This window comes from Phaeovulum vinaykumarii (assembly GCF_900156695.1).
Classification (GTDB): Bacteria; Pseudomonadota; Alphaproteobacteria; order Rhodobacterales; family Rhodobacteraceae; genus Bieblia_A; species Bieblia_A vinaykumarii.
This window is the reverse complement of record NZ_FTOM01000001.1, coordinates 316,543-341,663: the sequence shown is the minus strand read 5'-3', so window position 1 is coordinate 341,663 and position 25,121 is coordinate 316,543. Positions and strand designations below refer to the sequence as shown.

At 69.4% G+C, this 25,121-nt stretch carries 20 protein-coding genes; 15 read left to right on the top strand and 5 right to left on the bottom strand.

Features of this window, described 5'->3' with window-relative positions; genetic code table 11:
• Positions 1-82: 82 nt before the first annotated feature.
• Both BW949_RS01640 and BW949_RS01635 read right to left on the bottom strand, forming a co-directional pair.
• Entirely contained in the window at positions 83-1,213 is a 1,131-nt protein-coding gene (locus BW949_RS01640) for a pyridoxal phosphate-dependent aminotransferase (protein WP_076363177.1), read from the bottom strand.
• Positions 1,214-1,380: 167 nt separating this feature from the next.
• Positions 1,381-4,425: a valine--tRNA ligase gene (locus tag BW949_RS01635; protein WP_076363176.1), complete on the bottom strand. Its 3,045-nt coding sequence runs from the start codon at positions 4,423-4,425 to the stop codon at positions 1,381-1,383.
• A gap of 312 nt (positions 4,426-4,737) precedes the next feature.
• Between BW949_RS01635 and BW949_RS01630 the strand changes: the two genes are divergently transcribed.
• Positions 4,738-5,709 (top strand): Gfo/Idh/MocA family protein, encoded by a 972-nt coding sequence (locus BW949_RS01630; protein WP_076363175.1) that lies wholly within the window; start codon positions 4,738-4,740, stop codon positions 5,707-5,709.
• 444 nt (positions 5,710-6,153) lie between these two features.
• Here the strand turns inward: BW949_RS01630 and BW949_RS01625 are convergent, their stop codons facing one another.
• Positions 6,154-6,372, bottom strand: a complete 219-nt coding sequence (locus BW949_RS01625) for a DUF1127 domain-containing protein (RefSeq protein ID WP_076363174.1) — start codon at positions 6,370-6,372, stop codon at positions 6,154-6,156.
• Between the two features lie 709 nt (positions 6,373-7,081).
• Here BW949_RS01625 and BW949_RS01620 point away from each other — a divergent pair.
• From BW949_RS01620 to BW949_RS01575, 10 genes are all read left to right on the top strand, one after another.
• Positions 7,082-8,173, top strand: a complete 1,092-nt coding sequence (locus BW949_RS01620) for an Mrp/NBP35 family ATP-binding protein (RefSeq protein WP_076363173.1) — start codon at positions 7,082-7,084, stop codon at positions 8,171-8,173.
• Positions 8,174-9,069: 896 nt separating this feature from the next.
• The gene (mraZ, locus tag BW949_RS01615) at positions 9,070-9,567 is read left to right on the top strand and encodes a division/cell wall cluster transcriptional repressor MraZ (RefSeq protein WP_179747522.1); all 498 of its coding nucleotides are present in this window, start codon (positions 9,070-9,072) and stop codon (positions 9,565-9,567) included.
• Entirely contained in the window at positions 9,560-10,546 is a 987-nt protein-coding gene (gene rsmH, locus BW949_RS01610; protein WP_076363171.1) for a 16S rRNA (cytosine(1402)-N(4))-methyltransferase RsmH, read from the top strand. Before mraZ ends, rsmH begins: the two co-directional genes overlap by 8 nt.
• Before the next feature lie 38 nt (positions 10,547-10,584).
• Positions 10,585-10,947 carry a cell division protein FtsL gene (ftsL, locus tag BW949_RS01605; RefSeq protein ID WP_076363170.1) on the top strand — a complete coding sequence of 121 codons (363 nt, stop codon included), beginning with the start codon at positions 10,585-10,587 and terminating at the stop codon, positions 10,945-10,947.
• Positions 10,944-12,734 (top strand): peptidoglycan D,D-transpeptidase FtsI family protein, encoded by a 1,791-nt coding sequence (locus BW949_RS01600; RefSeq protein WP_076363169.1) that lies wholly within the window; start codon positions 10,944-10,946, stop codon positions 12,732-12,734. Before ftsL ends, BW949_RS01600 begins: the two co-directional genes overlap by 4 nt.
• A gap of 30 nt (positions 12,735-12,764) precedes the next feature.
• Positions 12,765-14,243 (top strand): UDP-N-acetylmuramoyl-L-alanyl-D-glutamate--2,6-diaminopimelate ligase, encoded by a 1,479-nt coding sequence (locus tag BW949_RS01595; RefSeq protein ID WP_076363168.1) that lies wholly within the window; start codon positions 12,765-12,767, stop codon positions 14,241-14,243.
• Positions 14,243-15,670 carry a UDP-N-acetylmuramoyl-tripeptide--D-alanyl-D-alanine ligase gene (locus tag BW949_RS01590; protein WP_076363167.1) on the top strand — a complete coding sequence of 476 codons (1,428 nt, stop codon included), beginning with the start codon at positions 14,243-14,245 and terminating at the stop codon, positions 15,668-15,670. Before BW949_RS01595 ends, BW949_RS01590 begins: the two co-directional genes overlap by 1 nt.
• A gap of 21 nt (positions 15,671-15,691) precedes the next feature.
• The gene (gene mraY, locus BW949_RS01585; RefSeq protein WP_076363166.1) at positions 15,692-16,774 is read left to right on the top strand and encodes a phospho-N-acetylmuramoyl-pentapeptide-transferase; all 1,083 of its coding nucleotides are present in this window, start codon (positions 15,692-15,694) and stop codon (positions 16,772-16,774) included.
• A gap of 211 nt (positions 16,775-16,985) precedes the next feature.
• Entirely contained in the window at positions 16,986-18,395 is a 1,410-nt protein-coding gene (gene murD, locus BW949_RS01580; protein ID WP_076363165.1) for a UDP-N-acetylmuramoyl-L-alanine--D-glutamate ligase, read from the top strand.
• 43 nt (positions 18,396-18,438) lie between these two features.
• Entirely contained in the window at positions 18,439-18,900 is a 462-nt protein-coding gene (locus tag BW949_RS01575; RefSeq protein ID WP_076363679.1) for a GFA family protein, read from the top strand.
• Here the strand turns inward: BW949_RS01575 and chrA are convergent.
• Together chrA and BW949_RS01565 are read right to left on the bottom strand one after the other, a co-directional pair.
• Positions 18,893-20,047, bottom strand: a complete 1,155-nt coding sequence (gene chrA / locus BW949_RS01570; protein ID WP_076363164.1) for a chromate efflux transporter — start codon at positions 20,045-20,047, stop codon at positions 18,893-18,895. The two genes, BW949_RS01575 and chrA, sit on opposite strands and share 8 nt — an antisense overlap.
• Entirely contained in the window at positions 20,044-20,979 is a 936-nt protein-coding gene (locus BW949_RS01565) for an L-lactate dehydrogenase (RefSeq protein ID WP_076363163.1), read from the bottom strand. Before BW949_RS01565 ends, chrA begins: the two co-directional genes overlap by 4 nt.
• A gap of 175 nt (positions 20,980-21,154) precedes the next feature.
• On the opposite strand from BW949_RS01565, the gene BW949_RS01560 reads away from it, so the two are divergent.
• The 4 genes from BW949_RS01560 to BW949_RS01545 are packed head-to-tail and all read left to right on the top strand — an operon-like array spanning position 21,155 to position 25,120.
• A complete protein-coding gene (locus BW949_RS01560) occupies positions 21,155-22,321 on the top strand; it encodes a peptidoglycan glycosyltransferase FtsW (protein ID WP_076363162.1) in 1,167 nt (388 codons plus the stop codon).
• A complete protein-coding gene (locus BW949_RS01555; protein ID WP_076363161.1) occupies positions 22,321-23,436 on the top strand; it encodes a UDP-N-acetylglucosamine--N-acetylmuramyl-(pentapeptide) pyrophosphoryl-undecaprenol N-acetylglucosamine transferase in 1,116 nt (371 codons plus the stop codon). Before BW949_RS01560 ends, BW949_RS01555 begins: the two co-directional genes overlap by 1 nt.
• Complete coding sequence (gene murC, locus BW949_RS01550) at positions 23,433-24,878, top strand: UDP-N-acetylmuramate--L-alanine ligase (protein ID WP_076363160.1); 1,446 nt, start codon at positions 23,433-23,435, stop codon at positions 24,876-24,878. The genes BW949_RS01555 and murC overlap by 4 nt, the downstream gene beginning before the upstream one ends.
• Positions 24,875-25,120, top strand: a complete 246-nt coding sequence (locus tag BW949_RS01545; RefSeq protein ID WP_076363159.1) for a DUF2484 family protein — start codon at positions 24,875-24,877, stop codon at positions 25,118-25,120. The genes murC and BW949_RS01545 overlap by 4 nt, the downstream gene beginning before the upstream one ends.
• Position 25,121 lies beyond the last annotated feature (1 nt).

Here is a 25,121-nt window from a genome sequence, read left to right as displayed (position 1 = left end):
ATGTATGAATTTGAGCCTGCCCGTCAAGAACCCGGCACACACGAAAGCGTGTCCGGCCAAAAGGGCGCCGGGCAAGAGGGCGTCAGCCGCGGGCGGCGGCCAGCGCGTCGGGCAGGGCCTCGGCCAGGGCGTCCAGCTCGGCATCGGGGCCGCAGCTGACGCGGATGCAGCGATCTTGCGGCGCCACCGACGGCTTGCGCACGAAGATCGCGCGCGCGGCCAGCTCGTGCAGCACGCGCGTGGCCAGCGCCCCGTCGCCGCCGCAGTCGATGGCCACGAAATTGGTGGCCGAGGGCAGGGCGCCAAGCCCGTTTTCGGCGGCGATCGCCTCTATGCGCGCGCGGGCGCGGGCGACCTTGGCGCAGGTCGCAGCCAGCCAGTCCTGATCGTGCAGCGCGGCCAGCGCCCCGGCCTGGCTGACCCGCGACATGCCGAAATGGTTGCGGATCTTGTCGAAGGCCGCGATCAGGCCGGGTGCGCCCAGCGCATAGCCGACGCGCGCGCCGGCAAGCCCGTATCCCTTTGAAAAGGTGCGCATCCGGATCACGCGCGGATCGTCGGGGTCGATCGCGGGGGCGGTGCCGTCGGGGGCGAATTCGATATAGGCCTCGTCCAGGACCATGACGCAGCCGGGCGGCACCGCGGCCAGCATGTCGAGGATCACCTGGGGGCCGTGATGGCTGGCCATCGGGTTGTCGGGGTTCGAGATATAGACCAGCTTGGCATCCGCTGCGGCGGCGCGCGCGATCAGGGCTTGCGGATCTTCGGCGTCGCCGCGGTAGGGCACGCAGACCAGTTCGCCGCCAAAGCCCGCGACATGATAATTGAAGGTCGGATAGGCCCCGGCCGAGGTCACCACCCGGTCGCCGGGCGCCACCACCAGCCGCACCAGATTGCCCAGAAGCCCGTCGATGCCTTCGCCGACGATGACGTTTTCGGGCGCGCAGCCGTGATGGGCGGCCAGCGCGTTGCGCAGGTCGTGGCTGAGCGAATCGCCATACATCCAGGCGCCCGCCGCGGCTTCGGCCATGGCGGCAATGGCGCGCGGGCTGGGACCAAAGCCGTTTTCATTGGCCCCCAGACGCGCCCGGAAGGGCCGGCCCGCGGCGCGCTCCTGGGCCTCGGGGCCGACGAAGGGCACCGAGGCGGGCAGCTCGGCCACAAGCCGCGTGTAGCGGGGGCCGGGGGCGGGCGTCGGGGCGGCTTGCGTCAAGATGGACACTCCTTGGATCGGGATCGACGAATGCGGGCGGAAGACGGGGACAGCAAACCGCAAATCCCCCCGAACGGCAAGCAGCCGCCTGACAGCGGAGCGCCGCAACGCGAAACGCCGCGCGAAGGGACGCGCGGCGTTTTCCGTGCTGGTCCGGCGGGTGCGGCTCAGGCCATCTCGGCCAGACGCGCCAGCGCGGCGGCAAGCTTGTCGCCCTCCTCGCCCAGCGCGGCCTGGCGTTCGCGGGCTTCCTCGACCACGTCCTCGGGGGCGCTTTCGATGAATTTCGGGTTCGACAGGCGCCCGTGGATGCCGGCCAGATCCTTTTGCAGCTTGGCCAGCGCCTTTTCCAGGCGCGCCTTCTCGGCGGCCACGTCGATCACGCCCTGAAGCGGCAGCGCAACCGTGGCGCCGGGCAGGGCCAGCGTCACCGCCCCCTTGGGCGCCACGCCTTCGCTGCGCGTCTCGATCCGGGCCAGGCGGAAGATCATCGCCTCGTTGCGCGCCAGCGCCGCCTGGGCGTCGGCATCGGCCTCGGTCACGATCATCTCCAGCTTGGCGGCCACCGGCACCCCCATCTGGGCGCGCACCGACCGGATTTCCTCGATCAGGGCGATGACCCAGTTGATCTCGCGGTCGGCGTCGGCGTCGATCAGCTCGGCGCCGTAGTGCGGCCAGTCGGCATGGGCCAGAAGCTTGCCGCGATTGCCTGTCAGATCCCACAGCTCTTCGGTGATGAAGGGCATGAAGGGATGCAGCATCACGTAGCACTGGTCCAGCACCCAGGCCATGGTGGCGCGGGTTTCGGCCGCGTCGTCGCCATCAAACAGCGGCTTGGCGAATTCGACATACCAGTCGCAGACCTTGCCCCAGACAAAGGCATAGAGCGCATTGGCGGCATCGTTGAAGCGATAGGCGGCCAGCGCCTCGTCCACGGTCTCGCGCACGCGGGCGGTCTCGCCGATGATCCAGCGGTTGACGGCATGACCGGGCGTGGGCCGGGTCTCGGGGCGCATCTCGAAGACGCCGTTCATCTCGGCAAAGCGGGTGGCGTTCCACAGCTTGGTGCCAAAGTTGCGATAGCCCGCGATGCGCGAGGTCGACAGCTTCAGGTCGCGCCCCATCGCCGCCATCGCGGTCAGCGTGAAGCGCACCGCATCGGCGCCGTATTCGTCGATCAATTCCAGCGGGTCGAGCACGTTGCCCAGCGACTTGGACATCTTCTTGCCCTTCTCGTCGCGCACCAGCGCATGCACGTAGACCGTGCGGAAGGGCACCTCATCGACCAGCGCCAGTTGCATCATCATCATCCGGGCGACCCAGAAGAAGATGATGTCGAAGCCGGTGATCAGCACATCGGTGGGGAAGTATTTCTGCAATTCCGGCGTGGGCGCGGGCCAGCCCAGCGTGCCGATCGGCCACAGCCCCGACGAGAACCAGGTGTCCAGAACGTCCGGGTCGCGCCAGACGGGATAGACCAGCTGGGTCGGATCTTCCGAAACGGTATAGTCCGCCAGGCTCTGGGCCAGCATCTCGATGGCGGCATGCTTGTCGGCCACCTCGACGATGCGGGCATGGCTGATCGGCGCGGGCGTGTCGGCGATCTCGTCGCGGAAGGCATCGGCCACGGCGTCGAAATCGGGGGCGCAATGCTGCACCTCGCCGGCGTGGAGCATGCCGCCTTCGTTGAGAAGGCGCAGCAGATCGACCAGATCCAGATCGCCGCTGCCGCCTTCGGCCGCATGCTTGCCAAGGTCGAGCCCATACCAGACCGGGATCTGGTGGCCCCACCACAATTGCCGCGAGATGCACCAGGGTTCGATGTTCTCGAGCCAGTGGAAATAGACCTTGGCGTCGCGTTCGGGCAGGATCTGGGTGCGCCCGCTGCGCACCGCGTCAAGCGCCGGGCCGACGATGCGGGCGGTGTCGACGAACCACTGGTCGGTCAGCATCGGCTCGATGACCACTTTCGAGCGGTCGCCGAAGGGCTGCATGATCGGCTTCGATTCGACCAGCGGCACGGAATTGCCCTCGTCGTCGAGGGTCATCACCGCCAGGCCCTCGGCGGTGATCTGTTCGACCACGCGCTTGCGCGCCTCGAAACGGTCGAGCCCGCGCAGATCGTCGGGCACGAGGTTCAGCCCGTCCACCTCGGCGGCGGTGAAGGGCACGCCATTGGCGATTTCCTGGGCGCGCGCGGCGCAATCGGCATAGGGCAGGCCGTCGGCGCGCATCTGCGCCTTGGTGTCCATCAGCCGGTACATGGGGATACCGTTGCGGCTGGCCACGCCATAGTCGTTGAAGTCATGCGCGCCGGTGATCTTGACCGCGCCCGAGCCGAAGGTCGGGTCGGGATATTCGTCGGTGATGATCGGGATCAGGCGGCGGTGTTCGCGCGGCCCGACCGGGATCTCGCAGAGCTTGCCGACGATGGGCGCATAGCGTTCGTCCGAGGGGTGCACCGCGACCGCGCCGTCGCCCAGCATGGTCTCGGGGCGGGTGGTGGCGATCGAGATATAGTCGCGCTCTTCCTGGAACACGATCTTGCCGTGTTCGTCGCGCTCGACATAGGTATAGGTCTCGCCGCCGGCCAGCGGATACTTGAAGTGCCACATGTGGCCCTGGACCTCGATGTTCTCGACCTCGAGGTCGGAAATCGCGGTCTCGAAATGGGGGTCCCAGTTGACCAGCCGCTTGCCGCGGTAGATCAGGCCCTTGTCATACATCTCGACAAAGACCTTGATGACGGCGCGCTGGAAATGCGCATCCATCGTGAAGGCGTTGCGCGTCCAATCGCACGAGGCCCCCAGCCGCTTGAGCTGCTCGATGATGGTGCCGCCGGATTTTTCCTTCCATTCCCAGACCTTCTCGAGAAAGGCCTCGCGGCCCATCTCGCGGCGCGAGGGCTGCTGGGTGCGGGCCAGCTCGCGCTCGACCACCATTTGCGTGGCGATGCCGGCATGGTCCTGGCCGGGCTGCCACAGCGTGTCAAAGCCGCGCATCCGGTGCCAGCGGACCAGAATGTCCTGAAGCGTGTTGTTGAACGCATGCCCCATGTGCAGGCTGCCCGTGACGTTGGGCGGCGGGATCATGATGCAGAACGTGTCCTCGCGCGAGGCATTGGCGCCGGCGGCGAAGGCATTGGCGTCGGCCCATTTGCGAATGATGCGGGCTTCGGCCTCGGCGGGCGAGAAGGTCTTTTCCATCGGCATGTCGGTCGTCATCCCAGTTCGGCGCGGCCAGGATGCGGATGCGCGGCCTCGGGGGCACGGCATGGCCCCCGGCGCGGGGCGCATATCGCCTTGTTCCTAGCGCGTGGCCGGGGGAAGGCCAAGCCCGCATGGCCGCCCGCGTCGGCCGATTGTGATGGCGCCGGCCCTGGCGGGGGATTGTGCCGGGCGCAGGCCGGGCGCAGGATGGGCCGCGCGCCGCGGAGTGGATCCGGGGGGCCGAACGCGGGCGCGCTTGTGCGGATCTGTCGGCGCAGGCGCATCGGGCGCGGTCGGCGCAAGAGGGGGGCTGACATGCTGAACTGGGGTATTCTGGGCGGGTCGAATTTCGCGCTCAAGCACATGGCGCCCGCAATCCAGCTGGCGCGCGGGGCGCGGCTGGCGGCGGTGGCCTCGCAGGCGGCCGAACGTGCAGCGCCCTTCGCCGCGCTGGCGCCGGGGGTTGCGGTGCATGGTGATTACGACGCGCTTCTGGCCGATCCGGGGGTCGACGCGGTCTATATTCCGCTGGCCAATGCCGATCATGTCGACTGGGCGCTGCGGGCCAATGCCGCCGGCAAGCATGTGCTGTGCGAAAAGCCCCTGGCCATGCATGCCGGCCAGATCGACCGGCTGATCGCGGCGCGCCAGGCCTCGGGGCTGGAACTGGCCGAGGCCTTCATGATCGTGCACCATCCGCAATGGCGCCAGGTCCGCGACTGGATCGCGGCGGGCGAGATCGGGCGGCTGCGCCATGTCGATGTGCATTTCACCTTCGACAATCCCGACCCCGCCAATATCCGCAATCGCCCCGAGACCGGCGGCGGTGCGGCGCGCGACATCGGCATCTATGCCTGGGGCGCGGTGATCTGGGCCACGGGCGCGCTGCCGGCGCCGTTGGCCGCCGAATGCGAGATGGAAGCCGGGATCGACGCCACCACCTTCATGCGCGCGGGCTTCGTCGGCCCCGAAGGGCCCGCGGCCGCCTTCAGCTATCACGCACTGATCTCGATGCGGCTTTTCGGGCGTCAGGAGGTGGTGTTTCAGGGCGCGGGCGGGTTGATCCGGCTGCGCGCGCCGTTCAATCCCGGCGTCTTCGCCGAGGCCGAGATCGAATTGCACCGCCCCGATGCGCCGGTGTCGGTGCTGCGCTATCCCGGCGTCAATCAATATGTCCGTCAGGTCGAGGCCTTCGACGCCGCGGTCGAGGGGCGCGCGCCCTTCCCCTGGGGGCTGGAGGATTCGCGCCGCGTCCAGGGCGTGACCGACCGCGTTCTGTCGGCCTGATCCGTGCCCCGATCCGGGATGAGGGCCCCGCGCGCGGGGCCTTTTCCATGCGCGCGTGATAGCGCGCGGGGCCTTTTTCATGCGCGGATGCGGTGAAAGGGGAGGGCGGAAAAGAAAAAGGCGGCGGCCCCAGGGAGGAGGAGGGGGACCGCCGCCATGAACGTCCGGCCCAGGGAGGAGGAGGGGCCGTGCGTCAATCCATGCGCCGCAGCGCGGGGGCCAGATACGGCATTTCCCGCCGGGGGGAAAGAGGCGGCGGCTCCGGGGAGGAGGATGGAGCCGCCGCGTCGTGCGCGACCCCAAGGGAGGAGGAGGGACCGCGGTGCCGTTTCGGGGTCTGGCCCCGGAGAAGGTCGGCGGCACCCCCAAGGGAGGAGGAGGAGAGGGTGCCGCCCAAGTTTCCAAGGCCCAGGGAGGAGGAGGGGCCTTCGGAAAGTCTGAAACTTATTTCCCGTAGGCGGCCTCGAAGGCCACGCGGGTGATCATCGAACGGTGCAGGCCCAGATCGGCCAGCTCGCGGGTCGTCAGACCATTCAGCTCGCGCAGCGTCTGGCGATAGACGCGGCGGCGTTGACGCGCATCCTCGAACGCGGCAAACAGGCCCGCGATGCGGTGGCCAAGGCCGTGATCGGCAGCGTCGTTGATGTTCTGAGCGAGAGCCATGGGCGCCCCTGGTCGTTTGTCGGTCCTGCCGTGCCGGGTCTGTCCGCGCTTAGGACGAAATCGCCCCTCGACACGCTCCGCGGCTGCGGTGTTGATGTCAAAATGCCCTTTATGCTGCACGCGCACAATCCCTCGGGTCGGCATTTCTGCCATGCAGCAAATGCATAACCCATGCTGACCTATTTCGGGGGTAACCTTCCACCCAACGCCCCGCGCGGGGGCGGGGCAAGCGCGCTATGGTCGCGGAGGGCCGGTTCCGGCGTCTGCAGCGCGGGATCGAGACATCGGGCCGCAGGCATGCCGCGATTTCTGCCCGATCCGGCGGCAATGGCGGAAGATGGGGCGGGCGCGGCATGCGGCTGGCGCATGTCTGCCCCTTCGGCGGCATGGCGCGGCACGGCGCGGCTGGGGCCGAGTCGGGGGCGCTCCCGGGCCGCTCCGGCGACGTTCCGGCGGCCACGGGCGCGTGAGCGCCCTTGTCGATCCGGGGCCGGCGCGCCATGTTGCCCCCCGAACGTCAGCGGCCGTGCCCGCGGCGCGACCGGGCCGACCGGTCCCGTCTTGGCGGGGCGGGGCTTGCGTGGCGCCGGCGGCCCGTCCCGCTGCCCGTCCCTCTGCCCGCCGCCGGCGTCCCGATCCGCCGATCCGTCCGCCGACACGCCCGCTGCCCAGACGCCGCCCCGGCGCCGATCAGACCAGGAGCCCGCCCATGTCCGCCTCGCGTTCCGATATCCTTGCCGCTCTCTCCCGCATTGCGCTGCCGGCCGGCGGCGATCCGGTCTCGCGCGATCTCGTGCGCGCGCTCGGGATCACCGAAGGAGGGGTGGTGTCCTTCGTGCTCGAGGCCGCTGATGCCGCCGAGGGGCGCGCGCTCGAGGCGCTGCGCCCCGAGATCGAGGCGGCGCTGGCGCAGGTGCCGGGGGTGACGCGGGTGTCGGTCGTGACCACCGCCGCCGCGCCCGCCGCTCCCGCCGCCGCCGCCGCCCCCGCGGGCAAGGCCGCGGGGCCGCGGATCGGCGGGCATCCCAAGCCCGCGCCCGCGCAGCCGGTGCCGGGGGTGGCGCGCATTCTGGCGGTGGCCTCGGGCAAGGGCGGCGTGGGCAAGTCCACGGTTTCGGCCAACCTGGCGGTGGCGCTGGCGCGGCAGGGGCGGCGGGTCGCGCTTCTGGATGCCGATATCCACGGCCCGTCGCAGCCGATGATGATGGGGGTGAACCGCCGCCCGGCCTCGCCCGATGGCGAGACGCTCGAACCGGTCGAGGCGCATGGCGTGGCGATGATGTCGCTGGGGTTGATGCTCGACCCCGATGCGGCGGTGATCTGGCGCGGGCCGATGCTGATGGGCGCCATGCAGCAGATGATGTTCCAGGTGAACTGGGGCGAACGCGACGTGATGATCATCGACCTGCCGCCGGGCACGGGCGATGTGCAGCTGTCGATGGCGCAGAAGACGCGGGTGGACGGGGCGCTGGTGGTCTCGACGCCCCAGGACGTGGCGCTGATCGACGCGCGCCGGGCCATCGACATGTTCGCGCGGCTGCGCGTGCCGGTGCTGGGGCTGATCGAGAACATGTCTGTCTTTGTCTGTCCCCATTGCGGCGGCGAGAGCCATCCCTTCGGCCATGGCGGGGTGGCGGCCGAGGCGCAGAAGATGGGCGTGCCGCTTCTGGCCGAGGTGCCGCTGGCGCTCGAGGTGCGCACGGCGGGCGATGCCGGCCGCCCCATCGCCGCGGATGAGGGGCCCATCGCCGAGGCCTATGCCGCCCTGGCCCGCGGTCTGATCGCGGGCGGCATGGCCTAGGCTGCGTCCCTTCTCCCGCGTCTCTTTCCTCGCGCTCCTTTTCCTGCGATCGTCCCGTGCGATCCCGTGCGAACCCCGCCCTGTGCGGGGTTCTTTTCATATGTGGCTCCGGGCGGGCGTGGCGCGTGCGGCGGCCGTGTGGTGGTCGTGCTGTGGCTGGGTCGGCACGGGAAATCATGGGTCGCGGGATGGAATCGGTCCCGGCCATGGAATCTCACGGGAAAGATTTAACGATCCGAATCAGTTTTTCTGGAAAAACTGTCATTATTATGCAACCGTAGGCGTGTGGATGGGGTTTTCGCTGCTTCGTGCAGCTGTGTCGCAGGGGTTTCGGGGACAAATTTCGACAGTCCGTGGGATTTGATGGGAAGCACTTTGTAGTGGTTCCCTCTTGTCCGAACGTCAACATTTTGTGCTTTTGCCATTTTTGTCGCCAAGATAGCGCCGAAGCTTGGTGTCGCATTTCTACTACACTTAGTTTTCCACAGGCCTCCCGGACCAGATGTGCCGTTCTTGGGGCGCAGATTTATGTTGCTTCCCGTGAATTCCCGTGGCATCCCTAAGCCATCGAGAGAGCAGACAAGAGCGCAAAGCTCACACACAAAAAAACGGCAGGCTTCATACAGGCAGTCCGCTTTCTTCGAACGACAGAGATCCGGCGCGCGGGCGAGCAGACATCCCCCCAGGTGGCGCGCGTAGTCGGACATATCCCCCGAAATCCGGGGGCCCAGAAATGGGAAGAGGGCGGCGGATCGGGCAGTGGCAGCAGCCCGATCCGCCGTTTCTCATTCTAGGCCCAAGTGCCTGGAAAGAGGTGGGTTTTCGATCCGGTCCGACGGGTCCGGTGGGCGGGGCGGCGGCCCCTTGTGCAGGCAGCGAGGCACGCTTTGGCGGGCATGTTCATAGGCGAATACACCTTCAAGGTGGACAGCAAGGGACGCATGTCGATCCCTGCGCTGTTTCGTCGTGAACTTGAGGAGGGCGACCCCCAGCGCCCCAACAAGGACCGCCCCCGCATGGTCGTCGTCTACGGCCCCCCCCAACAGAAGATGCTTCAGGTCTATACCCAGGCCGCCTTCGAGGATCTGGCGCGCGACATCGCCGCCATGCCGCGCGGGTCGAAGGAACGCGCCATTCTCCAGCGCGCGGTCCTGTCCAAATCCCAGCCGATCGAGATCGACCCCGACGGGCGTCTGGTCCTGCCCGCCGCGCTGCGCGAGAAGATCGGCCTTGAATCCGAGGCCTATTTCTCGGGCGTGGGCGAGACCTTCGAGATCTGGAAACCCGACACCTATCACGCCGAAGACGCGAGCAAGGTCGAGCAATGGATGGAGGAGCTGGGCGAGGACTTCGATCCGCTCAGCCTCATTCCCGCCAAGAAATCAGATGGATAGCGCAGCCTCCCCCCATGTTCCCGTCCTGCTGCGGCCGCTTCTCGGGGCGGTCGCGCCCGTTTCCGGGGTCTGGATCGACGGCACCTTCGGCGCGGGCGGCTATGCGCGCGGCCTGCTGGCGGCGGGGGCCGAACGTGTCATCGGCATCGACCGCGACCCCAGCGTCTTCGAGATGGCCGCACCTTGGGCGGGCGCGCATGGCGACCGGCTGACGCTGGTCGAGGGCACCTTTTCCGAACTGGACCGCATCGCCGCGGAGGCGGGCGTCGAGGGGGTCTCGGGCGTGGTGCTGGATCTGGGCGTGTCCTCGATGCAGCTCGATCAGGCCGAGCGCGGCTTTTCCTTCCTGCGCGACGGCCCGCTTGACATGCGGATGTCCGGCACGGGCCCGACCGCGGCCGAGCTGATCGACAGCGTGGACGAGGCCGAGCTGGCCGATATCCTCTATCATTACGGCGAGGAACGCGCCTCGCGCCGGATCGCGCGGGCGATCCTGGCGGCGCGTCCGCTGGCCACGACGGCCGCGCTGGCCGAGGTGGTGGCCGGCTGCCTGCCGCGGCCCAAGCCGGGTCAGAGCCATCCCGCCACGCGCAGCTTTCAGGCGCTGCGCATCTGGGTCAACGACGAATTCGGTCAGCTGATCGCCGGGCTCGAGGCCGCCGAACGTGCGCTGGCGCCGGGCGGCTGGCTGGCGGTGGTCAGCTTCCATTCGCTGGAAGATCGCGTGGTGAAACGCTTTTTCGCCGACCGGGCGGGCATGGGCGGGCAGGGCAATCGCTATGCGCCGGTGCTGGACCGGCCCGCGCCCACCTTCGCCAAGCCGCGCCGCGACATCGGTCCCGACGCGCAGGAGCTGGCCGAGAACCCGCGGTCGCGCTCGGCGCGGCTGCGGCTGGCGCAGCGGCTCGCGGCCCCCGCACGGCCGCTCTCGCGCGAGGATCGGCGCGCGTTGGGCCTGCCGGCGCCGGCGCTGAAATGAACCGGGTGGGATGAGATGACGAGGAGGAGACGGGACGCATGCGCAATCTGCTCTATCTGACCGCCGCGCTTTCGGTGATGGGACTGGCCTTCTGGGCCTACCGCGAGAATTACCGCACCCAGGCCGCCCAGGACGATCTGGAGGATCTGCAACGCGAGATCATCGTCTTGCGCGAGGAATTGGGCGTGCTGAATGCCGAATGGGCCTATCTCAACCGTCCCGACCGGCTGCGCGAGCTGGTGAACCTGAATTTCGACCGTCTCGCGCTTTTGCCGATGCAGCCCGAGCAGATGGGCGCGCTGGCGCAATTGCCCTATCCCGATCCGGGCCTGGGCGGCGTGGGCGTGCCGGTCGACGCCATTGCCCTTTCCGGGGCCGGTCAATCGGAGGTCTCGCCATGATCCGCACCCCCCTGCGCCCGCTTGCCCGCATCCTGAGCGCCCGCGAACGCGGCGAGAACCCCGACGCCATCGAACGCGAGAACATCCGCCTGCGCGCCGAACGTTCGGCCGAGCGGCTGCGCAGATCCGCCGAGCGCCGGCTCTATGTCATGGCCGGGTTCTTCGGTCTGGGCTTTCTGGCGGTGGGGGTGCAGATGGGCGCGCTGGCCGCCTCCGAGCCGGTCGAGCCGCGGCTGGCCTCCTCGGGGCCCGCGATCGTGGCGCAGCGCGCCGACATCACCGACCGGCGCGGGCGGGTTCTGGCCACCAACCTGCTGACCCATTCGCTTTATGCCCAGACCCGCGACATGGTGGACCCGGCGCGCGCGGCGCAGGAGCTGGCGAAGATCTTTCCCGATCTCGATCCCGACCGGCTGACCCGGCAGCTGACCGACGGGCGGTCGTTCATGTGGATCAAGCGCCGCATCAGCCCCGAGCAGATGCAGGCCGTCCATGACATCGGCGAACCGGGCCTGCTGTTCGGCCCGCGCGAGATGCGTCTTTACCCCAACGGCCCGCTGGCCGCGCATGTGCTGGGCGGCGCGCGCTTCGGCACCGAGGGCGTGCATTCGGCCGAGGTGATCGGCGTCGCCGGCGTCGAGCGCGCCTTCGACGGCTGGCTGCGCGATCCCGCCAATGGTGGCGCGCCGCTGGTGCTGTCGCTCGATCTGTCGGTGCAATCGGCGGTCGAGGATCTGCTCGATTCGGGCATGAAGATGATGAACGCCAAGGGCGCGACCGCCGTTCTGATGGAGGTCCGCACCGGCGAGATCGTGGCCATGGCCAGCTTGCCCGACTTTGACCCCAACGACCGGCCTGCACCGCTGCTCAAGGGCGATGCCTCTGACAGCCCGCTGTTCAACCGTGCGGTTCAGGGGGTCTATGAGCTGGGCTCGACCTTCAAGGTCTTTGCCATCGCCCAGGCGCTGGATCTGGGCCTCGTGGCGGCCGACACGATGATCCCGACCAAGGGGCCGCTGGTCTGGGGGCGCTTCAAGATCAACGACTTCCACAGTTACGGCGCGCAGAATTCGGTGACCGACATTCTGGTCAAATCCTCGAATGTCGGCACAGCGCGCATTGCCACGATGATCGGCCCCGAACGTCAGCGCGACTTCCTGACCCGGCTGGGCTTCACCGAACCGACGCAGGTCGAACTGACCGAGGCGCCCACGGGCCGCCCGCTGCTGCCGGCCAAATGGTCCGACATCTCGTCGCTGACCATCTCCTATGGGCACGGTCTGTCGGCCAGCCCGCTGCATCTGGCCGCGGCCTATGCCACGCTGGCCAATGGCGGGCGGCGGGTCACGCCCACGCTGGTGCATGGGGCGCAGCCGAAGGGGGCGGGTGAACAGGTGGTGTCCCCCGAGGCCGCGGCGCAGACGCTGGCGATGATGCGCGCGGTGGTGACGCGCGGCACCGCCTCCTTCGGCGAGGTGCGCGGCTACCGCGTGGCCGGCAAGACCGGCACCGCCGACAAGCCCAGGCCCACGGGCGGCTATTACGACGACAAGGTGATCGCCACCTTCGCGTCGGTCTTCCCGGTCGATGATCCGCAATATGTTCTGGTCCTGACCCTCGACGAGCCGGTCGAGACCTCGGGCCCCGAGCCGCGCCGCACCGCCGGTTGGACCGCGGTGCCCGTCGCGGCGGAGGTGATCCGCCGAACGGCGCCGCTTCTGGGGCTGCGCCCGGAGGTTGGCGTTGAACCCGAAGTGCTGGATGGGGTAACACTCGTCCGCAATTGACGGGGCTATCCGCGGCGGAGGGCACAACATATGGCCGAGACGACGAAAACCCTGGGTGAACTGGGGCTGACCGGGCCCGACTCGGGGCTGGCGGTCACGGGGCTTTGTGTCGACAGCCGTCTGGCCCGGCCCGGCGTGCTTTTCGCGGCGCTGCCCGGCACTCGTGCGCATGGCGCCGATTTCGCCCCTGCTGCCATCGAGAAGGGCGCAGCCGCCGTGCTGACCGACCGCCGCGGCGCCGAGATCCTGCGCGCGGGCGGCGCGGCGGGCCGCGTGGCGATCGTGGTGGCCGAGGATCCGCGCCAGACGCTGGCCATGGCCGCGGCGCTGTGGTTCGGCGCCCAGCCCCAGACCATGGTCGCCGTCACCGGCACCAACGGCAAGACTTCGGTGGCCAGCTTCACCCGCCAGATCTGGCAGGCGCTGGGCTTCGAGGCCGCCAATATCGGCACCACCGGGGTCGAGGGCGCCTTTTCCGCCCCCACCGGGCACACCACGCCCGAACCGATCACGCTGCATCACCTGCTGGCGCAGATGGCGCAGGCGGGGGTGACGCATGCGGCAATGGAGGCGTCCTCGCACGGGCTGGCGCAATGCCGGCTGGACGGGGTGCGGCTCTCGGCGGCGGCCTTCACCAACCTGTCGCAGGATCATCTGGATTATCACCCCAGCCTCGACGCCTATTTCGACGCCAAGGCGGGTCTCTTCACGCGCGTGCTGCCCGAGGATGGCGTGGCCGTGGTCAATTTCGACGACGATTTCGGCATGGAACTGGCGCTGGCGGCGCGCGGGCGCGGCCAGCAGGTCTTTGGTGTCGGCTATTCCGACCGCGCCGAGATGCGCATCTCGCACCAGCGCTATGACGCCACCGGCCAGGATCTGCGCTTCTACTGGCGCGGGCAGGTCCATCTGAAACGGCTGAACCTGATCGGCGGTTTCCAGGCCGGCAACGTGCTGACGGCGGCGGGGCTGGCCATCGCCTGTGGCGCCGAGGCCGAGGCGGTCTTCGACGCGCTGCCCAAGCTCGAGACCGTGCGCGGGCGCATGCAGCTGGCCGCGACGCGGGCCAATGGCGCGACGGTCTTCGTCGATTACGCCCACACGCCCGAAGCGATTTCCACCGCCGTCAAGGCGCTGCGCCCGCATGTGATGGGCCGTATCGTTGCGGTGATCGGGGCGGGGGGCGACCGCGATACCACCAAGCGCGTGCTGATGGGGCGCGCCGCGGCCGAGACGGCCGATGTGGTCTTCGTCACCGATGACAATCCGCGCACCGAAGACCCCGCCGCGATCCGCGCCGCGGTCATGGCGGGCTGCCCCGAGGCAACCGAGGTCGGCGACCGCGCCGAGGCGATCCTGCGCGCGGTCGATGCGCTGGGGCCGGGGGATGCGGCGCTGATCTGCGGCAAGGGCCACGAGACGGGCCAGGTGATCGGGACCGACATCTATCCCTTCGACGACGCCGAACAGGCCTCGGTCGCGGTGGCGGCGCTGGACGGAACGATCTGATGGCCGTGCTCTGGACAGGCTCCGAGATCGAAGGGGCCACGGGCGGGCGGCTGTGCCGGCCCTTCACCGCCTCGGGCGTCTCGATCGACACGCGCAGCCTGAAGCCCGGCGATCTGTTCGTGGCCCTGACGGACGTGCGCGACGGGCATGATTTCGTGGCTCAGGCGCTGGCGGCGGGGGCGGGCGGTGCGCTGGTGTCACGCGTGCCCGAAGGCGTGGCCCCCGATGCGCCGCTGGTCATCGTGCCGGACGTTCTGGCGGGGCTGACGGCGCTGGGGGCTGCCGGGCGGGCGCGCGCGGCCGCGCGGGTGATCGCGGTGACGGGCTCGGTCGGCAAGACCTCGACCAAGGAGATGCTGCGCGCGGTCCTGGCGCCCCATGGCAAGGTCCATGCCGCCGAGGCCAGCTTCAACAACCACTGGGGCGTGCCGGTCACGCTGGCGCGGCTGGATCCGCGCGCCGATTTCGCCGTGGTCGAGATCGGGATGAACCACCCCGGCGAGATCGCGCCGCTGGCGCGCCTGACCCGGCCCGATGCGGCGCTGATCACCACGATCGCGGCCGCGCATCTCGAGGCCTTCGACGGTCTTGAGGGGATTGCCGCGGAAAAGGCCGATATCTTTCAGGGGCTTGCGCCGGGTGGCGTGGCCATCGTGCCGGCGGGCCTGCCGGTGTCGCCGATCCTTTTCGCGGCGGCGCATCGGCATGCCGCGCGGGTTCTGGGTTTCGGGGCCGAGGCCGGGGCCGATTGGCGGCTGGTCTCGTCGCGCATCGCCGAGGACGCCACCGTGGTCGAGGCCGAACGCGCCGGCGCGCCGGTTCTCTTCAAGATCGCCACGCCGGGGCGGCATTTCGCCATGAATGCGCTGGGCGTCCTGGCGCTGGCCGAGGGGCTGGGGCTCGATCCGGCGGTCGTGGCGTGCGATCTGGGCCAATGGGAGCCCCCCGCCGGCCGCGGGCGCTGCTTCCGGGTGCAGATCGACACGCTCGACGACGGGCTGTCCTTCGATCTCTATGACGATGCCTTCAACGCCAATCCCGCCTCGATGGAGGCCGCCTTCGAGGTGCTGGCCGCGGCCGCGCCGCAAGACGGGCTGGGCCGCGTGCGCCATGGCCGCCGGGTGGCGATCCTGGGCGACATGCTGGAACTGGGCCCCGACGAGATGGCGCTGCATGCCGCGCTGGCCGATCATCCGGCGATGCAGAGCTTCGACGTGGTGCATTGCGTCGGGCCGCGGATGCGCGCGCTCTGGGAGGTGCTGCCCCCCGGCCGGCGCGGCGAATGGCACGAGACCGCCCGCAAGATGGCCGAACGTGCCGTGCATCTGGCCGATGCGGGCGACGTGATCCTGGTCAAGGGCTCCAAGGGCTCGAAAGTCTCGATAGTCGTTGAGGCTCTGCGCAAGCGGGCGCAGGGCAAGGTCTGACCCGCGAAGGGGGTGCGAGGAATGCTCTATTGGTTGACCGGCCTTTCGGACGGGGGCGATATCTTCAACCTGTTCAAATACATCAGCTTTCGGGCAGGCGGCGCGTTCCTGACCGCGCTGGTCTTCGGCTTCATGTTCGGCCGGCCGCTGATCAATGTGCTGCGGCGCAAGCAGGGCAAGGGCCAGCCCATCCGCGATGACGGGCCCGCGACGCATCAGGCCAAGGCCGGCACGCCGACGATGGGGGGCTTGCTGATCCTGTCGGCGCTGACGGTCTCGACGCTGCTCTGGGCGCGGCTCGACAATCCCTTCGTCTGGATCGTGCTGGGGGTGACGCTGGGCTTTGCCGCCATCGGTTTCGCTGACGATTACGCCAAGGTCTCCAAGCAGAATACGCGCGGCGTGTCCTCGCGGGTGCGAATGCTCCTGGGCCTGCTGATCGCGGCGCTGGCCTCGGTGCTGGCGGCCTGGGCGCATCCGCCGGCGCTGTCGAACCAGCTGGCCTTGCCGGTGTTCAAGGATCTGCTGATCCCGCTGGGGCTGGGCTTCATCCCCTTCGCCATGTTCGTCATCGTGGGGGCGGCGAATTCGGTCAACCTGACCGACGGGCTCGACGGGCTGGCGATCATGCCGGTGATGATCGCGGCCGGGGCGCTGGGCACGATCGCCTATGTCGTGGGGCGCGCCGACTTCACCGAATATCTGGGCGTGCATTTCGTGCCCGGCACCGGCGAGATCTTCATCTTCACCGCGGCGCTGATCGGCGGCGGCCTGGGCTTCCTGTGGTATAATGCGCCGCCTGCAGCGGTCTTCATGGGCGACACCGGCAGCCTGGCGCTGGGCGGTGCGATCGGCGCCATCGCGGTCTGCACCAAGCACGAGATCGTTCTGGGCATCATCGGCGGGCTCTTCGTGGTCGAGGCGCTCTCGGTCATCATCCAGGTCGGCTATTTCAAGATGACCGGCAAGCGCGTCTTCCTGATGGCGCCGATCCACCACCATTTCGAGAAGAAGGGCTGGGCCGAGCCGCAGATCGTGATCCGGTTCTGGATCATCTCTCTGATCCTGGCGCTCATTGGCCTTGCCACGCTCAAGATCCGGTGAGGCATTTCATTGAGGACGAAGAGAGGGGGCTGTCTGCCCCCTCTTTGCATTTCATGCAAATTCACCCCCGAGGATATTTGAACCAGCTCGAAGAGGGACATTTCCAGCAGCCGCGCCGCACCTGTATGCAGAAAACTGCTTTCCCCTTCGAACTGGCTCAAATATCCCGGGGGTGCGGGGGCTGGCCCCCGCTCTTCAACAGAGGTCAGGAATGATTCCGGTTCAGGGTGTCGAGGGGCAGCGCATCGCGGTTCTGGGGCTCGGGCGTTCGGGGCTGGCGACGGCCGCGGCGCTCAAGGCGGGCGGGGCCGAGCCGCTTTTGTGGGATGACAGTCCCGAGGCGCGCATCCGCGCCGAAGCCCAGGGCTGGATCTGCCATGATCTGGGCCGCTCTGACGTCTGGGAGGAGGTCGCGGCGCTCATCGTCTCGCCCGGGATTCCGCATCTTTATCCCCAGCCCAATCGCCATGTGGCGCGGGCCATGGAAGCGGGTATCCCGGTCGACAATGACATCGGGCTTTTCTTTCGGTCCCTTGCCACCGGCGCCTGGGATCATTTCGACCAACCGCCGCGCGTGGTTGCGGTGACGGGCTCGAACGGCAAATCCACCACGACCGCGCTGATCCACCATATCCTTACCGCGGCGGGGCGGCCGGCGCAGATGGCGGGCAATATCGGGCGCGGCGTGCTGGACCTTGATCCCCCCGCCGACGGCGACGTGGTCGTGCTGGAGCTTTCCTCCTATCAGACGGATCTGGCCCGTGCGCTGACGCCGGACGTCTCCGTCTTCACCAACCTTTCGCCCGATCATCTGGATCGTCACGGCGGCATGGGCGGCTATTTCGCGGCCAAGCGGCGGCTCTTTGCCGAAGGGGGGCCCGACCGCGCGGTGATCGGCGTCGATGAGCCCGAGGGCGTCTATCTGGCCAACCAGACCGCGATGGGGCGGGGCGACGACCGGCTGATCCGCATCGCGTCGGGGCGCAAGCTGGGCGACTGGGGCTGGTCGGTCTTTGCGCGCAAGGGGTTCCTGTCGGAATGGCGCAAGGGCCGTCAGGTGGCCTCGGTCGATCTGCGCGAGATCGCGGGCCTGCCCGGCGCGCATAACCACCAGAACGCCTGTGCCGCCTGGGGTGCCTGCCGGGCGCTGGGGCTTGCCCCGCGCGAGATCGAGGCGGGCCTGCGCAGTTTTGCGGGCCTTCCGCACCGCAGCCAGCTGATCGCCGAGGCCGGGGGCGTGCGCTATGTCAACGACTCGAAAGCCACCAATGTCGACAGCGCGGCCAAGGCGCTTCAGGCCTTTTCGGGGATCCGCTGGATTGCCGGGGGGCTGGGCAAGGAGGGGGGGATTTCCGCCCTGAAACCGCATCTGGGGGCGGTGCGCAAAGTTTACCTTATCGGACATTCCGCCCGCGATTTCGCGCTGGAACTGGGCGATCTTCCGCATGAAATCTGCGAAACCATGGACCGCGCGGTGGCCGCGGCCATGGCCGAGGCCGCGCCCGGCGAGACGGTGCTTCTGGCACCGGCAGCGGCCAGTTTCGACCAATATCCGAACTTCGAGAAACGGGGCGAGCATTTCACCGAACTGGTGCAGGCGGGGCTTGCCTTGCGGGACTAGCGCGCCGATCAGGCCCGGGAAGAGAGCCGGAATGGACGACATGTTGACGGGGCGCTGCACCTGCGGGCAGGTGCATTACGCGATGCCGCGGCCGATGTTCACGCATTGCTGCCATTGTTCGTGGTGCCAGCGCGAGAGCGGCAGCGCCTTTGCCCTCAATGCCATTGTCGAGACCGCGGCGTTGCGGATCGAGGGGGATCTCGAGAGCGTGCGCCTGCCCTCGGCCTCGGGCAAGGGGCAGGAGGTGCAGCGCTGCCCCAGCTGCCGGGTGGCGCTGTTCAGCCATTACGCCGGCGCGGGACGGGCGCTGGCCTTCGTGCGGGTCGGCACGCTTGACGCCCCCGGCGCCTGCCCGCCGGATGTGCATATCTTCACCTCGACCGCGCTGCCCTGGGTCGTGATCCCCGAAGGGGTCCGCAGGTTCGAAAACTACTATTCCACCCGCGCGGAATGGCCGGCCGACAGCCTTGAACGTCGCAAGATGGCAATCGCGGCCGCTAGCTGAGACCCGCTGCCGCCAGCGCCAGACCCCCGCCCGAGCCGATCAGCACCGCGCCGAGGGGGCCGAGACGCCCGCTGATCAGGGCTGCGGCCAGCGCCAGCGCAAGGGCTGCCGTGGCCGGGCCGTGGATTGCCGCGGGGATCAGCGGATCGGCCAGCGCCGCGGCCAGAAGGCCCACCATCGCGGCATTGGCCCCGCCGATCGCGGCGCGCGCCGGAGGCTGGGCGGCCAGCCGCGCCCAGAACGGCCAGACCGCGATCAACAGCAAAAACCCCGGCGCGAAGATCGCCGCCAGCGCCACCAGCGCGCCCCACCCCCCTTGCGTCAGCGCGCCCAGATAGGCGGCAAAGGTGAAGAGCGGCCCCGGCAGCGCCTGCGCCGCGCCATAGCCCGCCAGGAAATCGGGCGGCGTGATCCCCGGCAGATCGGCGGTCGTGGCCTGAAGAAGCGGCAGCACCACATGGCCGCCGCCGAAGACCAGCGCGCCCGCCTGCGCCATGCGCGCGGCCAATGTCTGGGGCGCGGCCAGCACCCAGATGGCCAGCCCCGCCAGCGCCAGCCCCGCCACCAGCGCGGTGGCCCGTGCCGGCACGCGGCCCCGGTCTTCATGCCGGGGCGGGGGCGTGGGGCGGGCCAGCGCCAGCCCCGCCAGAAGGCCCAACGCGATGGCCCCCATCTGTCCCCCCGCGCCGGGCAGCGCGAGCACCAGACCCGCGGCCAGCGCCGCAATGCCCGCGTGCGCGGCATCGGGCACCAGGCCGCGCGCCATCGACCAGACCGCCTGCGCAACCACCGCCACCGCCGTGATCTTGAGCCCGGCAAGCGCCGCCCCCGCCCAGGGCGGCGCCGCGCCGATCCCGCCGGCCAGCAGCGCCATCGCCAGAGCCGAGGGCGCGGTGAAGGCGGCAAAGGCCACAAGCGCGCCCAGCGGCCCGCCCCGCTGCCAGCCGATGGCAAAGCCCAGCTGACTGGACGCAGGGCCCGGCAGGAACTGGCAAAAGGCCAGAAGGGCTGCGAAATCGGTCTCGGAGAGCCAGCCGCGGCGGGTCACGAATTCGGCCCGGAAATAGCCCATATGCGCCGCCGGCCCGCCGAAGGAGGTCAGCCCCAGCCGCCCGAAAGCGCGGGCGATCTCGGGCAGGGGGCTCATTGTTCGATCTGGCGTGCGGTGTCGCGCAAGATCATGGCCGAGCGCGCCAGCGCGGCGGTTTCCTCGGGCGACAGATCGGGGAAGAGATCGGCCTCGACCCCGTGCGCGCCCACGATCCGCGGCACCGACAACGCCACATCGGTGACGCCCGCGACCTCGGGCATGCGCATCGACACCGACAGCACCGCGCGTTCGTCGGCGGCGATGGCGCGCACCAGCCGCGCCAGCCCCGCGCCGATGCCATACCAGGTGGCCCCCTTGCCGCGGATGATGGTCTCGGCCGCGCCGCGCACGCCGGCGTCGATGCGCGCGCGCACATCCGCCGTGATCGGCGCGCCGACCTGGGCCGCGAAACCGGCCAGCGGCGTGGCCCCTGCGCGTGCCGCCGACCAGGCCAGCACCTCGCTGTCGCCATGCTCGCCCAGCACATAGGCATGCACCGATTGCGGCGCGATCCCCAGATGCTGGCCCACCAGCCAGCGAAAGCGCGCCGTGTCGAGGATGGTCCCCGAGCCGATCACCCGCGCCGGCGGCAGCCCCGAGGCGCGGGTGGCAAACAACGTCATCACATCGACCGGGTTCGAGGCCACGACCAGCATTGCCTCGGGGGCGGCGGCGCGGACCTCGGCGACGATCTCGGAAAAGACGGCGACATTGCGCGACAGGAGCGACAGCCGGTCCTCGCCGGGTTTCTGTGCCACCCCCGCGGCCAGGATGACCACGCCCGCGCCGGCAAGGGCTGCGTAATCGCCCGCCTCGACCAGGGACGCGGCCGAGGCGAAGGGCACCGCATGGGCGATGTCCTCGGCCTGGGCGCGCGCCAGATCGCGGTTGCGGTCGACCAGAACGACATGGCTGGCCACCCCGCGCAGAACCAGCGCATATCCGGCGGCCGATCCCACCATGCCCGCGCCGACGATCCCCACCTTCATGCCGATCTCTCCTTTCCGCTGTCCGCGATGCTTTCCCCCGATGCTGGCACGCGCGGCCCGATGGGTCCAGCGCCGCCGCTCGGGGCAGGTTTATGTGGAAACATGCTCAACCTTGAGGTAAACTTGATGACAGATCCGGCAAACGGACATTTCTCGAGGCAAACGGCGGTTTTTCATGACTGAGATGGTCTTTGGCGCAGCGCCTGCGCGCGTGGGCGACCCGATTCTGCCCCGCTGGTGGCGGACGATCGACCGGTGGTCGCTGACGGCGGTGATGATGCTGTTCGGCGTGGGGCTGCTGCTGGGGCTTGCCGCCTCGGTGCCGCTGGCCGAGAAGAACGGCCTGCCGCAGTTCTATTACGTCACCCGGCAGGCGGTCTTCGGGGCGGTCTCGATCGTGGTCATGGTGCTGATCTCGATGCTCAGCCCGGCGCAGGTGCGCAGGCTGGGGGTGATCGGCTTCGGCGCGGCCTTCGTGTCGCTGCTGCTCCTGCCGATCTTCGGCACCGACTTCGGCAAGGGCGCGGTGCGCTGGTTCAGCTTCGGCTTTGCCTCGGTGCAGCCCTCGGAATTCCTCAAGCCCGCCTTCGTGGTCGCCTGTGCCTGGGCGATGTCGGCCGCCCAGCAGCCCGCGGGCCCTCCGGGGCGCGCGATTTCGTTCGGAGCCATGGTGGTGGTGGTGCTGCTTCTGGCGCTGCAACCCGACTTTGGTCAGGCTTCGCTGGTGCTGTTCTCCTGGGGGGTGATGTATTTCGTCGGTGGCGCGCCCTTCCTGCTTCTGGGCGGGATCGCGGGGCTGACGGCCATGGGCGGCTGGATCGCCTATCATTCCTCGGAGCATTTCGCCCGCCGCATCGACGGCTTCCTGTCCGCCGACATCGACCCGCGCACCCAGATCGGCTATGCCACCAACGCCATCCAGGAGGGCGGTTTCTTCGGTGTCGGCGTGGGCGAGGGCACGGTGAAATGGTCGCTGCCCGATGCCCATACCGACTTCATCATCGCCGTCGCGGCCGAAGAATACGGCCTTGTTCTGGTGGCGGTCATCATCGTGCTTTATTGCACCGTGGTCATGCGCTCGATGGCGCGGCTGACGGCCGAGCGTGACCCCTTCGTGCGGCTGGCCGGCGCGGGTCTGGCGGCGGCCTTCGGGGTGCAGGCGCTGATCAACATGGGGGTTGCGGTGCGGCTTTTGCCGGCCAAGGGCATGACGCTGCCCTTCGTCAGCTATGGCGGCTCGTCGGTGATTGCCTCGGGCATCGCGGTGGGCGCGCTTCTGGCGCTGACACGGACGCGGCCCCAGGGCCAGATCGGCGAGATCCTCGGCCGGAGAGCGTCGTGATGGCGGGCGCAGGGGCCCGAAAGGCGCCGCTTCTGCTGATCGCGGCCGGGGGCACGGGCGGGCACATGTTCCCCGCCCAGGCGCTGGCCGAGGCGATGTTGGCGCGCGGCTGGCGGGTGCGGCTGTCGACCGATGTGCGCGGCGCGCGCTATGCGGGCGGATTTCCCCCGGCGGTCGAGATCGTCGAGGTATCCTCGGCGACCTTCGCGCGGGGCGGTCTTGTGGCGCGCGCGCTGACGCCCTTGCGCGTGGGGGCGGGGGTGATGGCGGCCACCGTTTCGGCGTTGCGGGACCGGCCGGCGGTGGTGGTGGGCTTTGGCGGCTATCCCAGCATCCCGGCGCTGGCGGCGGCCACGCTTTTGCGCCTGCCGCGCGCGATCCATGAACAGAATGGCGTGATGGGCCGGGTCAACCGCATCTTCGCCCGCCGCGTCAGCCGCGTGGCCTGCGGCACCTGGCCGACCGATCTGCCTGCGGGGGTGGCGGGGGTGCACACCGGCAACCCCGTGCGCGCCGCGGTGGCCGAACGCGCCGGTGCCCCCTATATCGCGCCGGGCGATTATCCGATGAGCCTTCTGGTCATCGGCGGCAGCCAGGGCGCGCGCATCCTGTCGGATGTGGTGCCCGCCGCGCTGGCCGCGCTGCCGGCCGATCTGCGCGCGCGGCTGCGCGTGGCGCATCAGGCCCGCGCCGAGGATGGCGAACGTGCCACCGCCGCCTATGCCGCGGCCGGGATCGACGCCGAGGTCGCCCCCTTCTTTGCGGATGTCGCCCGCCGCATCGCCGAGGCGCAGCTGGTCATCTCGCGCGCAGGGGCAAGCTCGGTGGCCGATATTTCCGTCATCGGGCGGCCGGCGATCCTGGTGCCCTATGCCGCCGCCGCGGGCGATCATCAAAGCGCCAATGCCCGCGGTCTGTCCCAGGCCGGGGGCGCCATCGTCATTCCCGAGAGCCGGCTGGCCCCCGACACCCTGGCGCAGGAGGTGGCGCGGGTTCTGGGCGATGCCGACGGCGCGCTGCGCATGGCCCAGGCCGCGGCCGGCGCCGGCATTCCCGATGCCACCGACCGTCTTGTCGATCTTGTCCTGTCCCTTCACGCAGAGGCCGCGCGATGAATGCCACCAAACTGCCCGGCGAGCTGGGCCCCATCCATTTCGTCGGGATCGGCGGCATCGGCATGTCGGGCATTGCCGAGGTGCTGATGACGCAGGGCTTCCGGGTGCAGGGCTCGGACGCCAAGGCCTCGAAGATCACCCGCCGGCTCGAGGAGCTGGGCGCCTCGGTCTTCGAGGGCCAGCGCGCCGAGAACCTGGGCGAGGCCGCGGTGGTGGTGATTTCCTCGGCGATCAAGAAGGGCAACCCCGAGCTTGAGGAGGCGCGCCGGCGCGGCCTGCCGGTGGTGCGCCGCGCCGAGATGCTGGCCGAGCTGATGCGGCTGCGCTCGAACATCGCCATCGCCGGAACGCATGGCAAGACCACCACCACGACCATGGTCGCCACGCTGCTGGACAAGGGCGGCTTTGACCCCACCGTCATCAACGGCGGCATCATCCATGCCTATGGCTCGAACGCGCGCGCGGGCGCGGGCGAATGGATGGTGGTCGAGGCCGACGAGAGCGACGGCAGCTTCAACCGCCTGCCCGCCACCATCGCCGTGGTGACCAATATCGACCCCGAGCACATGGAGCACTGGGGCAGCTTCGAGGCGCTGCGCAAGGGCTTCTTCGATTTCGTCTCGAACATCCCCTTCTACGGGCTGGCGGTCTGCTGCACCGACCACGCCGAGGTGCAGGCGCTGGTGGGCCGCGTCACCGACCGGCGCATCGTGACCTTCGGCTTCAACGCCCAGGCCGATGTGCGCGCGATCAACCTGCGCTATGAAAACGGCGTGGCGCAGTTCGACATTGCCCTTCAGGGCGAAGGCACCGGCGCCGTGATCGAGGGCTGCACCCTGCCGATGCCGGGCGATCATAACGTGTCGAACGCGCTGGGCGCGGTGGCGGTGGCGCGCCATCTGGGCATGAAGATGGACGAGATCCGCGCCGCGCTGGCCAATTTCGGCGGTGTGAACCGGCGCTTCACCAAGGTCGGCGAGGTCGCGGGCATCGCCATCATCGACGATTACGGCCACCACCCGGTCGAGATCGCCGCGGTGCTCAAGGCGGCGCGGCAGGCGATCGCGGGGCGTCCGGGCGCGCGGGTGATCGCGGTCCACCAGCCGCACCGCTATTCGCGCCTGTCCAACCTGTTCGATGATTTCTGCACCTGTTTCAACGAGGCCGACGTGGTCGGCATCGCCGAGGTCTATGCCGCGGGCGAGGATCCGATCCCCGGCGCCAGCCGCGACGATCTGGTGGCCGGGCTGATCGCGCATGGCCACCGCCATGCCCGCGCGGTGATCGACGAACCCGACCTGGCGCGGCTGGTGCGCGAACAGGCGCGGCCGGGCGATATTGTCGTTTGCCTGGGGGCGGGGACGATCTCGACCTGGGCGCAGGGCCTGGCCGAGACCCTGGCCGAATGGGGCGCGCAATTCGACACCGCCGGCGCGGCATGACGGGCTCGCTGATCCTGGCGTGTCTGTGGGGGCTTGTGGCCAATGTCGCGGCGCTGGGGCCGCGCCGGATGCACTGGCCGGCGGCCTGGGCGCTGATCGCGGCGGGGGTGCCGATCCTGGGCTGGGTCACCTATCAGAACGGCCCCTGGGTGGGGCTTGTGGTTCTGGCGGGGGGGCTGTCGGTCCTGCGCTGGCCCGTGCGCCACGCCCTTGCCCGCCTGCGCCGCCGCCCCGCGGACTGAC

What these genes read in the sequence shown, in the direction of transcription:
- BW949_RS01635 (WP_076363176.1), bottom strand. Translation starts at nt 4,425, where the DNA reads ATGCCGATGGAAAAGACCTTCTCGCCCGCCGAGGCCGAAGCCCGCATC.
- BW949_RS01630 (WP_076363175.1), top strand. Translation starts at nt 4,738, where the DNA reads ATGCTGAACTGGGGTATTCTGGGCGGGTCGAATTTCGCGCTCAAGCAC.
- BW949_RS01625 (WP_076363174.1), bottom strand. Translation starts at nt 6,372, where the DNA reads ATGGCTCTCGCTCAGAACATCAACGACGCTGCCGATCACGGCCTTGGC.
- BW949_RS01620 (WP_076363173.1), top strand. Translation starts at nt 7,082, where the DNA reads ATGTCCGCCTCGCGTTCCGATATCCTTGCCGCTCTCTCCCGCATTGCG.
- mraZ (WP_179747522.1), top strand. Translation starts at nt 9,070, where the DNA reads ATGTTCATAGGCGAATACACCTTCAAGGTGGACAGCAAGGGACGCATG.
- rsmH (WP_076363171.1), top strand. Translation starts at nt 9,560, where the DNA reads ATGGATAGCGCAGCCTCCCCCCATGTTCCCGTCCTGCTGCGGCCGCTT.
- ftsL (WP_076363170.1), top strand. Translation starts at nt 10,585, where the DNA reads ATGCGCAATCTGCTCTATCTGACCGCCGCGCTTTCGGTGATGGGACTG.
- BW949_RS01600 (WP_076363169.1), top strand. Translation starts at nt 10,944, where the DNA reads ATGATCCGCACCCCCCTGCGCCCGCTTGCCCGCATCCTGAGCGCCCGC.
- BW949_RS01595 (WP_076363168.1), top strand. Translation starts at nt 12,765, where the DNA reads ATGGCCGAGACGACGAAAACCCTGGGTGAACTGGGGCTGACCGGGCCC.
- BW949_RS01590 (WP_076363167.1), top strand. Translation starts at nt 14,243, where the DNA reads ATGGCCGTGCTCTGGACAGGCTCCGAGATCGAAGGGGCCACGGGCGGG.
- mraY (WP_076363166.1), top strand. Translation starts at nt 15,692, where the DNA reads ATGCTCTATTGGTTGACCGGCCTTTCGGACGGGGGCGATATCTTCAAC.
- murD (WP_076363165.1), top strand. Translation starts at nt 16,986, where the DNA reads ATGATTCCGGTTCAGGGTGTCGAGGGGCAGCGCATCGCGGTTCTGGGG.
- chrA (WP_076363164.1), bottom strand. Translation starts at nt 20,047, where the DNA reads ATGAGCCCCCTGCCCGAGATCGCCCGCGCTTTCGGGCGGCTGGGGCTG.
- BW949_RS01565 (WP_076363163.1), bottom strand. Translation starts at nt 20,979, where the DNA reads ATGAAGGTGGGGATCGTCGGCGCGGGCATGGTGGGATCGGCCGCCGGA.
- BW949_RS01560 (WP_076363162.1), top strand. Translation starts at nt 21,155, where the DNA reads ATGACTGAGATGGTCTTTGGCGCAGCGCCTGCGCGCGTGGGCGACCCG.
- BW949_RS01555 (WP_076363161.1), top strand. Translation starts at nt 22,321, where the DNA reads ATGGCGGGCGCAGGGGCCCGAAAGGCGCCGCTTCTGCTGATCGCGGCC.
- murC (WP_076363160.1), top strand. Translation starts at nt 23,433, where the DNA reads ATGAATGCCACCAAACTGCCCGGCGAGCTGGGCCCCATCCATTTCGTC.
- BW949_RS01545 (WP_076363159.1), top strand. Translation starts at nt 24,875, where the DNA reads ATGACGGGCTCGCTGATCCTGGCGTGTCTGTGGGGGCTTGTGGCCAAT.